General features: G+C 70.6%; 12 protein-coding genes and 1 tRNA gene. 8 read left to right on the forward strand and 5 right to left on the reverse strand.

From position 1 onward, the window contains the following. Nucleotides 1-11: 11 nt before the first annotated feature. The 5 genes from BLR04_RS05860 (at nt 12) to BLR04_RS05885 (ending at nt 5,974) form a co-directional block, all read left to right on the forward strand. The gene (locus BLR04_RS05860) at nt 12-1,388 is read left to right on the forward strand and encodes an NAD-dependent succinate-semialdehyde dehydrogenase (RefSeq protein WP_090760789.1); all 1,377 of its coding nucleotides are present in this window, start codon (nt 12-14) and stop codon (nt 1,386-1,388) included. Further along, the gene (locus tag BLR04_RS41235) at nt 1,385-2,110 is read left to right on the forward strand and encodes a cupin domain-containing protein (protein WP_143021969.1); all 726 of its coding nucleotides are present in this window, start codon (nt 1,385-1,387) and stop codon (nt 2,108-2,110) included. The genes BLR04_RS05860 and BLR04_RS41235 overlap by 4 nt, the downstream gene beginning before the upstream one ends. Nucleotides 2,111-2,155: 45 nt before the next feature. Then, a complete protein-coding gene (locus tag BLR04_RS05875) occupies nt 2,156-2,992 on the forward strand; it encodes an alpha/beta hydrolase family protein (protein WP_090760343.1) in 837 nt (278 codons plus the stop codon). A gap of 268 nt (nt 2,993-3,260) precedes the next feature. Beyond that, nucleotides 3,261-4,730, forward strand: a complete 1,470-nt coding sequence (locus tag BLR04_RS05880; RefSeq protein WP_176902957.1) for a serine hydrolase domain-containing protein — start codon at nt 3,261-3,263, stop codon at nt 4,728-4,730. A gap of 158 nt (nt 4,731-4,888) precedes the next feature. Next, complete coding sequence (locus BLR04_RS05885) at nt 4,889-5,974, forward strand: copper resistance D family protein (protein ID WP_176902958.1); 1,086 nt, start codon at nt 4,889-4,891, stop codon at nt 5,972-5,974. Nucleotides 5,975-6,061: 87 nt separating this feature from the next. Here the strand turns inward: BLR04_RS05885 and BLR04_RS05890 are convergent. From BLR04_RS05890 to BLR04_RS05900, 3 genes are all read right to left on the reverse strand, one after another. Further along, nucleotides 6,062-6,138 (reverse strand) — tRNA-Lys (locus BLR04_RS05890). A 49-nt stretch (nt 6,139-6,187) separates the two neighbouring features. Next, on the reverse strand, nt 6,188-7,228 hold the full coding sequence (locus tag BLR04_RS05895; RefSeq protein WP_342672258.1) for a nucleoside hydrolase: 1,041 nt from the start codon (nt 7,226-7,228) through the stop codon (nt 6,188-6,190). Nucleotides 7,229-7,966: 738 nt separating this feature from the next. Continuing rightward, nucleotides 7,967-8,359, reverse strand: a complete 393-nt coding sequence (locus tag BLR04_RS05900) for an OsmC family protein (protein ID WP_090760351.1) — start codon at nt 8,357-8,359, stop codon at nt 7,967-7,969. A 52-nt stretch (nt 8,360-8,411) separates the two neighbouring features. Here BLR04_RS05900 and BLR04_RS05905 point away from each other — a divergent pair, with 52 nt between their 5' ends. Together BLR04_RS05905 and BLR04_RS05910 are read left to right on the forward strand one after the other, a co-directional pair. Then, nucleotides 8,412-8,834: a ferredoxin reductase domain-containing protein gene (locus BLR04_RS05905; RefSeq protein ID WP_090760353.1), complete on the forward strand. Its 423-nt coding sequence runs from the start codon at nt 8,412-8,414 to the stop codon at nt 8,832-8,834. Between the two features lie 58 nt (nt 8,835-8,892). Continuing rightward, nucleotides 8,893-9,669: an FAD:protein FMN transferase gene (locus tag BLR04_RS05910; RefSeq protein ID WP_143021970.1), complete on the forward strand. Its 777-nt coding sequence runs from the start codon at nt 8,893-8,895 to the stop codon at nt 9,667-9,669. 46 nt (nt 9,670-9,715) lie between these two features. Here the strand turns inward: BLR04_RS05910 and BLR04_RS05915 are convergent, their stop codons facing one another. Then, nucleotides 9,716-9,994: a hypothetical protein gene (locus BLR04_RS05915; RefSeq protein ID WP_245740042.1), complete on the reverse strand. Its 279-nt coding sequence runs from the start codon at nt 9,992-9,994 to the stop codon at nt 9,716-9,718. 230 nt (nt 9,995-10,224) lie between these two features. Here BLR04_RS05915 and BLR04_RS05920 point away from each other — a divergent pair, with 230 nt between their 5' ends. Next, nucleotides 10,225-10,605 carry a phage holin family protein gene (locus BLR04_RS05920; protein WP_090760356.1) on the forward strand — a complete coding sequence of 127 codons (381 nt, stop codon included), beginning with the start codon at nt 10,225-10,227 and terminating at the stop codon, nt 10,603-10,605. Nucleotides 10,606-10,610: 5 nt separating this feature from the next. Here BLR04_RS05920 and BLR04_RS05925 read toward each other — a convergent pair whose 3' ends face one another. Continuing rightward, nucleotides 10,611-11,600: a LacI family DNA-binding transcriptional regulator gene (locus BLR04_RS05925; protein ID WP_090760358.1), complete on the reverse strand. Its 990-nt coding sequence runs from the start codon at nt 11,598-11,600 to the stop codon at nt 10,611-10,613. Between the last annotated feature and the right edge of the window lie 18 nt (nt 11,601-11,618).

Below are 11,618 nucleotides of genomic sequence, written 5' to 3' on the forward strand. Positions count from 1 at the left end.
AAAGGATCATTGTGCCGTCATCCCTCAACCCCGCGACCGGGGAACGCGTCGCCGACCACGACCTCCATCCGCCCGAACATGTCGAGACCGTGCTGCGCGCCGCCGTGACGGCGCAGCGGGACTGGCGCGCGATTCCCGTCGGGGGAAGGCTCCCGCTGCTGCGCGCGACAGCCCGCGAGCTGCGGGCCGACGCCGAACGCTTCGCCCGCCTGATCACCCTGGAGATGGGCAAGCCGATCACGGAGGCCCGCGCCGAGATCGAGAAGTCGGCCTGGACGCTCGACCACTACGCGGAGAACGCCGAGCGCTACCTCGCGCCCGAGACCGTCCCATCGGGCGCGACGGAGAGCACTGTCGTCTTCGAACCGCTGGGCGTGCTGCTGGCGATCATGCCGTGGAACTATCCGTTCTGGCAGTTCTTCCGCTTTCTCGCGCCCGCGCTGGCCGCGGGCAACGGCGCGGTGCTGAAGCATGCGAGCAACGTCCCGGCCTGTGCGAAGGCACTCGAAGAGCTCGTACGGCGAGCCGGCGCGCCCGCGGGACTCTGCGCCACCGTGCTGGTCGAGCCCGACGCGGTGGCCGGCCTCATCGCCGACGACCGCATCGCCGCGGTCACCCTCACCGGGTCCACGCACGTGGGCTCGCTGGTGGCCGCGCAGGCCGGCGCCCACCTGAAGAAGCACGTCCTGGAGCTGGGTGGCTCGGACCCGTTCGTCGTGCTCGCCGACGCCGACCTCGACGAGGCGGCCACGGCGGCGGTACGGTCCCGGTACAACACCGTCGGCCAGAGCTGCGTCAACGCCAAGCGCCTCATCGTCGAGGAGAGCGTCGCGGACGCGTTCGTGGAGCTGGTCGCCGAGAAGGCCGGCGCGCTCGTCATGGGCGACCCCTTGGACGACGCCACGCAGATCGGGCCGCTGGCCCGTGCGGACCTCCGCGACACCCTGCACGACCAGGTACGCCGCACCGTCGCGGCGGGCGCCACCCTGCTGCTGGGCGGCAGCCCCGTGCCCGGCCCCGGCTTCTTCTACCCGCCCACCCTCCTCGACCACGTCACCCCGGAGATGGCGGCCTTCAGCGAGGAGACGTTCGGCCCGGTGGCGAGCGTGACCCGGGTCACCGGAGCCGCACAGGCGATCGAGCTGGCCAACCGGACCGCGTACGGGCTCGGCGCCGCGCTGTGGACCGCGGACCTCGACCAGGCACGGCGGCTCGTCCCTCTCATCGACGCCGGCGCGGTCTTCGTCAACGGCATGGTGGCGTCCGACCCCCGCCTGCCCTTCGGCGGGATCAAGAAGTCCGGCTACGGCCGCGAGCTCGGCGCCTACGGCATCAGGGAGTTCGTCAACGTGAAAACCGTCTGGTTCGGCCCGGCGGTGACGTCATGAGCGACCGGCGGCCCGTGATCCTGCGCCCCGACGAGCTGCCGGCCAAGGACCGCGGGGCCGGGGCGCGTACCGTGCCGCTCGTGACGAGCGGCCGGGGAGCGACGACCTTCCTCAACGGCATCACGAGTTTCGAGCCGGGGGCCGCGATCCCGCACCACACGCACAACGTCGCCGAATCGGTGATCGTCGTCGAGGGCGACGCGGTCGTCGACATCGACGGCGTCCGGACGCTGCTGCGCACCTTCGACACCACGTTCGTCCCCGCCAACATCCCCCACCACTTCGAGAACGCGTCCGGCTCGTCGCCGATGAAGATCTTCTGGACGTACGCCTCCGTCGAGGCGACCCGGACGATCGTCGGCACGGGCGCTCACTCACGCGTCGATGCCGAGCACCCGGACGGGCCGGCCGGACCGGCCGACCTCGTGCACGAGAGCGCGCTGATCACCGTCCTGCCCGGACGGGAGGAACGCTTCGAGGCCGCGGTCGCCGCCGCCGCGCCGCTGTTCCAGCAGGCCGGGGGGGCGCGCACGTTCCTGCTCGAACGATCCTGCGAGACCCCGCTGCAGTACCGTCTCGTCGTCGGCTGGGACTCGGTCGACGACCACACCTCGGGATTTCGGAACTCGCCGGCGTTCCTGCGCTGGCGCGAGCTCATCGCGGCGACGATCGCGGACCTGCCGCAGGTCACGCATTTCCGACACGTGCTGACCGCCTTCTGACCCGCACCCCCACCACCAGCACGACGATCGAGGAGGGACTCCCCCATGCCCACCACCGAACCCGACCCTCAGGGGTTCTACTTCGTCGGCGGCACGCCGTTCTTCGCCTCACGCCACGACCAGCGCATCTCGTACGCCCTGTACGTCCCCAAGGACCACACGACGCAGGCGGATCCGCTGCCGCTCGTCGTCATCCAGCACGGCACCGGCAGGTCGGCCGAGCTCTACCGCGACCGGTGGAAGGGCTTCGCGACGGAACACCGCTGCGTCATCCTCACCCCGCTGTTCCCCGCGGGGCTGGTGGAGCCGGGCGAGCTGCACAGCTTCAAGTTCCTCTCGTACGGCGGCATCCGGTTCGACGAGGAGCTGCTGCACATCGTCGACGAGGTCGGCGAGCGGTTCAACACCGAGACCGCGACGTTCTACCTGCACGGGTTCTCGGGCGGCGGCCAGTTCGCCCACCGCTTCTTCTACGCGCATCCCGAACGCCTGGCCGGAGTGTCGATCGGCGCGCCCGGCCGCATCACCCAGCTCGACGACTCCCAGCCCTGGTGGCTCGGCACCGGGGACTTCCAGGAGATCTTCGGCACCGGCATCGACCTGGAGGCCATGCGGAAGGTGCCGGTGCAGATGGTCGTCGGCGGCGACGACGTCGAAACCTGGGAGATCAACAACGTCGGCGGGCCGAACTGGCTCGACGGCGTGGAGAAGACCGGCAGCACCCGGATCGAACGCCTCGAGTGCCTGCGGGCCAACTTCGCCGAGCACGGCATCGAGGTGCGCTTCGACGTCGTGCCCGGCGTCGGCCACCGCGGGAGCCTGGTGATCCCGACGGTGCAGGAGTGGCTGGCGAAACTCCTGAACGAGCGCCGCACCCGCTAGAGAGCGCCCGAGCCGGTCCGGTGCCCGGCTCCGCCCACGAGAGAACGGTTGATGTGACTCCTCCGCTCCCTGAAGAGAGCGGCTTCTCGTCCCGCTTGCGCGGGAGACGACGGCCAAGCCCTGACCGATGCCCGAAAGCACGAAAGCAATCGTATCCGGAGGTGGCGACAATTTCCGAGGTTCTGTCACTGCACGCTCGGGCCTTGACGGCCCTCCCGCTCCCGATTCCCCCGTCGCCTCAAGGCGACGGTCCCCTCGGGAGGATCTGATGGCGAACGACCACCCGACCATCGACATGCGCCCGGTACACGCGTTCCTGCAGGAGACGGCGAAGAGGGAGATGCGGCTGCACTCCCTGCTCGTCCACTGGCGCGGCCGGACGGTCCTCGACCTGTGGCAGTGGCCGCACGAGCCGGACCTCAAGCACAAGATCCACTCGGCCACCAAGAGCTTCACCGGCACCGCCGTCGGTCTCGCCGAGGCCGAGGGGCTGCTCGGGCTGGACGAGCCGGTCGTGAGCTTCTTCACCGGACGCCTCCCGGTGGAGCCGAGCGAGAACCTGCGCCGCATGCGCGTCCGCGACCTGCTCACCATGCGGACCGGGCACGGCCGGGGCCTGTCCGGCGCGACGACCCGCCTGCGCCGGACGGGGTGGACCGGCGAGTTCTTCGAGGAACCGGTGGTCGAGCCGCCCGGCCGCGGCTTCCTGTACAGCAGCACGACGAGCCACGTGCTGTCGGCGATCGTGCAGCGGGTGTCCGGTCAGCCGGTCGACGAATACCTGCGCCCGCGCCTGTTCGAACCCCTCGGCATCACCGACTTCGACTGGGAGCGCGACCCCGAGGGCGTGGCGAGCGGCGGCAACGGCCTGTCGATGCGTCCGCGCGACCTGCTGTCCTTCGGGATCCTCCACCTCCAGGACGGCATCTGGGAGGGGGAACGCGTCCTGCCCGGCGGGTGGGCGCAGCTGGCCTCCGCCCTGCACGTCCGCCGGGCTGTCAGCGGCACCTGGAACGGCAGGGAACTCGTGCCGCCCGACCCGGAGGCCGTCGCGGACTCCGGCTACGGCTTCCAGTTCTGGGTGGCCGAGGACAAGATCTACAACGCGTCCGGCATCTTCGGCCAGGAGTGCATGATCTTCCCCGACCAGCAGGGCGTGGTCGTCGTCACCGGCGCCATGGGCGACGGCACCTACCACGACCTGCCGGCGATGCTCCGGGAGACGTTCCGCGACGCCTTCGCCGGAGCCGCCGACGAGCAGGGGACAGACGACGCGGCGGTCAGGCAGTGGGTGCTGCGCGCCTGCGAGCCTGAGCCGCTGCCGTCCGCGCCGTACCGCTCCGCACTGCGGGAGACGTACGACTTCCAGCCTGCCGAGGTCGGGCTGCGTTCACTCTCGGTCGACGCGCGGTCCGACGCGGTGGTGGTCGTCCTGGAGGACGATCGCGGCCGGCACACGATCGAGCACGGGATCAGCCGGTGGGTCCGGCAGGACACCGGTGTGAGCGTGTGGCGGCTGCACCACTCGTACCAGGACGACCGCGCTCCCATCCTGGCCGCCGCGCAATGGCCCGCCACCGACGTGCTGCGGCTGACCTGGCACTTCCTCGAAGCCCCGTTCATCGACACGCTCACCCTCCATTTCGACACCGACGGCGTCACGGTGGAGCACGAGGTCAATGTCAACTCCGGCCCGACCACGCTTCCCGCCACGCGCGGGCGGCGACGAACCGTCTGACCCATCCGTGAACCCCCTGGAGGCCATCGATGTTGTCACAGGTGTTGTCCGAACTCCTGGCAGCCGATCCGAACCCCGCACCGGCAGCGTGGCGGATAATCACGAAAATTGCCTATTTCGTCGGACTTATCGGGACGTTCGGCGGCACGCTCCTCTACGTGCTGGTGCTGAACCCCTTGCTGGCACGCTCGCAGGTGAACACGTCCGACCGCGACCTCCTGCGCCGCCGCGCCGCGCTGATCCTGGCCGCCATCGGCACCTGGTTCCTCGTGGCGCTGTACTTCCAGCTCGCCGGTAAGGCGGCCCGGATCAAGGGCCAGGAGATCCCCTACTCCGAGGCCGTGCTGCCGGGACGCGTCCTCGACTACCTCACCGCGCCCGCCCGTCCCGGCGAGTGGATGTCCGTGGGCGCCCAGGCGGCACTCCAGTACGGCCTCTGGGCGCTGTCGGCCGTGGCGCTCGTCCTGCTCTGGCGTTCCGGCATGCACCGGCACACCACCCGCATCGCCGGTACGTCCTACGTCCTCGCCTTCGTCGCCTACGCCGTCACGTGGGTCCCGACCGACCCGAGCTCGGAGACGTTCGACAGCGTCCTCGACAGTGTCCTCGACCACGTACACGTGCTGTCGGTGTCCACCTGGGTCGGCGGGGTCGCCACGCTCGCGCTGCTGAGCGCGGCCCACCGCGGTCTGACTCCAGGAGCGGGCGCCGTCTGGGCGCAGATCTGGTCGAGGTTCAGCATCGTCGCGCTGACCGCCGTGGGCGGCATGGTGGTGAGCGGATCGTGGCTGGCCTGGAAGTACGTGGGCGGCATCGGCGACCTGTTCACCACCGAGTTCGGCAGGTTCCTGCTGGTCAAGCTCGTCCTGGTGGGCACCATGATCGCACTCGGCGGAGTGAACGAGTTCATCCTGATGCCCCGTATCGCGAGGGCCCGCGCCGCCGGCGAGGAGGGCTCGGTCTTCCGTCTCGCCGTACGCGTCTTCCCGCGCATCGTCGCCCTGGAGAGCGCGCTGGGGCTCGGCGTGCTCGTCGTGCTCACGTTCCTGACCGGGTCGGCGCGGGCGGAGAGTGGCTCCGAGGAACCCGTGGTCGACGGTGGAGTGATCATGGTGGGGCTGCTGCTCATCGCCGTGCTCGCGACGTCGTTCGTCACGACGGCGAAGGTCTCCGACCGGCTGGCCCGCTCCGGCTCCGAGCCCGAACCCAAAGGCGAGGGGGAGCTCGCGAGCAAAAGCCGGTAACCAGGCCGCAGAACCCGGCTGAAGCTCACCGGAGGGAGTTCGGCAGAAGCACGAAACGGCCCGCCTTGCGGCGAGCCGTTTCGATGATGGTGCGCCGCCAGGGACTCGAACCCCGGACCCGCTGATTAAGAGTCAGCTGCTCTAACCAACTGAGCTAGCGGCGCAACAAAAGTAACTCTAGCAGCCGCCGGACAGTGCCCGCGCCCCTCCGGCTCAGCCCAGCCGGGCGGCCAGCCGTTCGTACGCCCCGATCATCAGGTCCCAGAAACGCTTCACGTCGAGGGACGTCCCGACGAGCGCGTTGGGCCGCCGGTCGCCGACCGCGAAGTCGGTCACGGTCATGCCCCTGGTGAACTGCCCCGCCGTCTCCACCTCCACCACGGCGGGCACGCACGTGAACAGCGACGGGTCCAGCACGTACGCCACCGCGCAGGCGTCGTGGATGGCCGGCCCGCCCTCGGCCGTCACGACCCCGTACGACGTCGCGGCCGGCACCAGCAGCTCCGACAGTCTCCCGAGCGGCTTCATGCGTTCGAGGACCTGGGTGGTGACCAGGGCCGTCAGCGTCACGTCGAGGCCCAGCATGGTCACCGTCCACCCGGCGCCGAAGACGACGGCGGCGGCCTCGGGGTCGGCCAGCATGTTGAACTCGGCCGCCGGGTTGTGGTTGCCGCGGGTGTAGGAGCCGCCCATGATCACCACGTCGCGGGCCCACTCCACGATCCGCGGCTCACGGCGTACGGCGAGGGCGATGTTCGTCAGCGGGCCCACGGCGACCAGCGTGATCTCGCCGGGGGCGGCCCGCAGGGTCTCCACGATGAAGTCGACCGCGTGCCCGTCCGAGGGGCCGAGGCGCGGCGCGGGCAGCACCACGTCGCCGAGGCCTGTGGCGCCGTGCACGTCGGTCGCCCTGACGGTGTGCCGCAGCAGGGCTCCGGCGCTGCCGGGCGTCACCGGCACGTCGCCGAACTGGAGAAACTCGCGCAAGGCCAGCGCGTTCGCCGTGGTCAGCGCGAGGTCGACGTTGCCACCCACCGTCGTGATCCCGACCACGTCAAGGCCCGACCCAGCGGCCAACACCAGGGCAAGCGCATCATCAATACCAGGATCACAATCAATAAGAACCTTCATCACGAACCGAAGCGTACGCTGACAAACCCCCCCACAGCGCGGCTCTTCCACCCCAACCGGCCCGGCCGCTCGCCCACGAAGGGCCGCACAGACAGGCATGCAGGGGACGGGCAAACGGGGCATGCAGTGTCGACTACCGGGCGACCGCACAGGTAGCCACGCGGGCGGACGCGCGGGTCAGCCATGCGGTCGGCCATCCGACCGGACGTGCGCGTGCACAGGGCGAGCGCACAGGGAGTCGCGGGGCGGGAGCGCGGGGCGGGAGCGCGGGGCGGGAGCGCGGGGCGGGAGCGCGGGGCGGGAGCGCGGGGCGGGAGCGCGGACAAGCGGCCAGAAAAGCGGCAGGCAGGCTGATCGCCGACGAGAAGTGGCCGAACCGGTAGGCATGCGGGCGGTAGGTCATGCGATTGCAAAGGGTGGGCATGCACGCGCCAAGGGATCGCCATGCCGGTCGGGCATGCGGGTCGTCATGCGGGTCGTCATGCGCGTGGTCGAACGAGCGGGCGGGCCGGCGAGGCGCGGGGCCATGCGGGCCGGCGCGGGGCGCGGGGCGCGGGGCGCGGGGCGCGGGGCGCGGGGCGCGGGGCGCGGGGCGCGGGGCGCGGGGCGCGGGGCGGTGGGTGGGTATGGATCGGGCCGGGCAGTTCCCCCAAAGCTGCCCGGCCCGATCGGTGGCGGTCCAGGCCGACGCTTTCCCCCAAAAGCGCCGGCGGTCCCGCACTTTGCGAACCGCGGTCCCCCTCCGCGTCCGCATCGGTGAAGGTCCTCCGGTCAGTCGCAACCGCTCCTGACCTGCTACAACGCTACCGAGCCGAATGCAACGGTCGCGTCATAACGGGGTCGAATATCGGTTTAATCCATTTACGGAAGTTCCAACCGAACGTCAGTCCCCTCCTGGAGTGACCGGCTCACCGTGCAGTGCTTGTCGTGGACCCGCTCGGCGACCTCCCTGAACACCTTGTCGGCCGCCTCCGTCGGCACTTCGACGTCGTACGTCACCGTCACCGGCCCCAGCTTGTTGACCTCGACCTTCTCCGCCTGGACGGTCATCTGCAGCCGCACCAGCCGATGCCCCCGCTTGGCGGTCAGCGGCTCGACGGTCACGATGTTGCACCCGCCCACCGCCGCCAGGAGGAGCTCCACGGGCGTGAACGCCCCGTCCTCGTCGCCGCCGCCGATCCGTACCTCTGCGCCGCGGGCGTTGGTAGCCCGGAACCCGCCGTCGTCTGTCCGCTCAACACGCACGTTAGCCATGTTTCAGACCCTACTCAGCCGGTTCTCATGTTCGTTGCGCAAGGTGAGAGACATGGCTACCAAGGAGAACGCTCACCACGGCCCGGCCCTCCTCCTGCCGCGCACCGGACGGCGGCCCGGAGCCTCCCGGCCGCGGCTGTTCATCGCCACCGGTCTCGACCCGTCGACGCTGGGCAGCCGGCTCGCCGCCACGCGGGCTCGCGGGGGCGACACCGCGGCCGTCTACCGCGCAGAACGCGTCACCGACGAACTCCTCGACCTCCAGAACCGCTACGGCCTCATCCTCGTGGTGGGCGCCGAACACGACCCCCGCGCGAAGGAACGGGTCAGCGCGTCAGGGCTGAGTCGCGAAATTCCCGACATCGCCGACCGCGAGGTGGTGGTGGCCGGTCCGCGCCCGTTCCGGAAGTACGTCGCCGGCGCTCTCGCCCGCCTGGCGGTACCGAGGTCGCAGGTGAGCTTCACGTCGGGGTGAGGGTTTAGCCTGAGCATATGGCCTACCTGGAAGCGTGAGCTGCGGACGAGGAGGCAAGGTGACGACTTTCCCCGGAAGCGCCCGTGTCGAATGGGTCATGGGCATGCCGGTCAGCGTGGACATCCGCACGGCCCTGCCGGAGCGGGAGCTCACACCCGTACTGGACGACGCGTTCTCCTGGTTGAGGTGGGTGGCCGACACCTTCGACCCCGACAACGAGGACAGCCAGATCGCCCGGCTCAACAGCGGCCGCACGATCCGTCAGGTCCCCGAGCTGGTCGAGGTCCTTCACCGCTGCGACGAGATCAGCCGGGCCACCAACGGCTGGTTCGAGGCCCGCGTCGACGGCGTCACCGACCCGTCCGGCTACATCAAGGGCTGGGCGCTGGAGCGGCTGTCGCGCGGCCTGTGCAACGCCGGCGCGGTCGACCACCGCATCGTCGCGGGCGGCGACATCAGGGTGCGCGGCTCGGCCATGCCGGGCAAGCCGTGGCGCACTGCCGTACGCGACCCGCGCACCGGCGTGGTCCGCGCGGTCGTGCACGCCCACGACCTGGGAATCTCCACCTCGGGCCGCCGTCCCGTCGTCGACCCGCACACCGGGAAGGTGCAGGAGGACGTCGGTTCCGTCACGGTGATCGGCCCTGACCTCGGCCTGACCGACGCGTACGCCACCGCGCTGTTCGCGATGGGACCCGCGCGGGCGCGGCGCTTCGCCGTCGACCTGGCTGCGGAGGGGCCGTACGAGACCATGATCATCACCCGCAACGGGCAGGAGATCTCGACGCCCGGCTTCGCCCGGCGCAGCGGCGCGGCCGACCGCCTGGCCGTCTGACTCGGTCCGACGCGGCGGCCCGGCAAGCGAGCCGCCGCCGGGCCGGTCAGGCGTCGGGGTGCCCGCGCAGGTACTCGATGTAGACGGGGCGCAGCGCCTCCCCCAGCTTGCCCTCGCCTGCGGCGATGGCGTCGCTGAGCAGCGCGGAGAGCTTGCTCAGGTCGTTGGCGCTCTCGGTCGTGTGGCCGCTCGCGGCCTCGGCGGCCGGGATCATCTTGAGCAGGTCCCACAGGAAGCCCAGGTCTCCGTGGCGGACGGCGTAGCGCACCGCGCGTTCGTGCAGCTCGTGAGCCGGCAGCGACTCAAGCTCGTTCACGTCCATCATGCATCCCCCTGCACGCCTTCCCGCCCGCCGCCGCCATAACGGCGATCCCGCGCCCCTCGTCGCCCGAAGTGGAAGGACCCCTTCCCGCCGTAACGGCGATCAAGCGCCGTTGTGGCCCGAAGCGGAATTCTGTAGGCGGTTCATGCGCGGTCGTCGCCCCCGAAGCGAAGCACCTCTTCCGTCCGCCGATCATGCGCGGTCGTCGCTCCGAAGTGGAAGGATCGATCAGTGTGAAGTTCATCATCAGAACCCTCGCCGCCGCGGCGGCCCTGTGGGTCGCCATCCAGCTCGTCGACGGCATCCAGGTGTCGGCCCCCGCCGGCTCGGCGACGTACTGGGGCGTCCTGCTGATCGTGGCTTTGATCTTCGGCGTGGTCAACGCCATCGTCAAGCCGGTCGTGAAGGCCCTCGGCTGCGCGATCATCGTCCTGACGCTGGGCCTGTTCCTGCTGGTGATCAACGCGGCGATGCTGCTGCTCACCGGCTGGATCGCGGGTCAGCTCGACATCCCCTTCCACGTCGACAACTTCTATCCGGCGGCGTTCTGGGGAGCCATCATCGTCAGCGTGGTGAGCTGGCTGCTCGGACTGTTCATCCCCGACAACGACTGACCCGCTCAGGTGGCGCGGGCGACGGAGCCTCGTTCGCGCAGAGTGGGTTTCTGGACGACGCGGCGGCGGCGGGCGCCCCCGTCGGCCGCCGCCGCGACAAGCTCGACGGCCGCGCGCACGATGTTGTCGATGTTCCAGTCGACCGTGGTGAGGCCCGGCGAGAGCAGGCCCGACATCGGGTGGTCGTCGTAGCCCATCACCGACACGTCGCCGGGGATCGACAGCCCGAGGTCGCGCGCCGCCGCGTAGACGCCGTACGAGATGGAGTCGGCGAAGGAGAACACCGCGCTGGGCTTTTTCACGGTCAGCAGCTCACGGGCCGCCGCGGTGGCCGCGGCCAGGCCGTGACCGGAGGTGACGAGTTCGACATCGAGCCCCAGCCGGTCGGCCTCCGAGGTGACGTGCACGTCGGCGGGCCGGTCGGGCGTGCTGGCCCGGGTCGGCGTGAGCACGGCGACGCGGCGGTGGCCCATCGACAGCAGGTGTTCGAGGGCGAGCGTGACCCCGCGGCGGTTGTCGAAGACGACCTCGCCGGCCGTTCCGCCGATGGAGTCGCCGATCGCGACCACCGGCACCGACTCGCACAGCTCGCGCCAGAACGGCGCGGCGGGATCGATCGGCTGCACGATCAGGCCGTCGACCCGCTGGTCGCGCAGCTGCTGGGCGAGTGCCCGCTCGCGGGCCGGGTCGCCGACCGCGTCGAGGATGAGGGCGTAGCGGTCCTTCTCCCGCAGGCCCCTGCTGATGCCGACGGCGAGCGACTGCTGCCACAGGTCTTCGAGCGAGCCGCACAGCAGGCCGATCATGCCGCTGCGGCCGCTGGCCAGGGCGCGGGCGATGGGGTCGGCTTCGTAGCCGAGTTCGGCGGCGGCGGCGCGCACGCGTTCGATGGTCTCCTCGGACACCTGAAGGCCGCGCAGCGCGTAGGAGACGGCCGCGGGTGACAGGCCCGTGGCCTGAGCCACCTCACGGATCGTGGCTCTCTTGCGAGGCATTGACCCAGCCTATGCCGT

The sequence above is a fragment of the Nonomuraea maritima genome (genome assembly GCF_900100395.1).
Taxonomy (GTDB): domain Bacteria; phylum Actinomycetota; class Actinomycetes; order Streptosporangiales; family Streptosporangiaceae; genus Nonomuraea; species Nonomuraea maritima.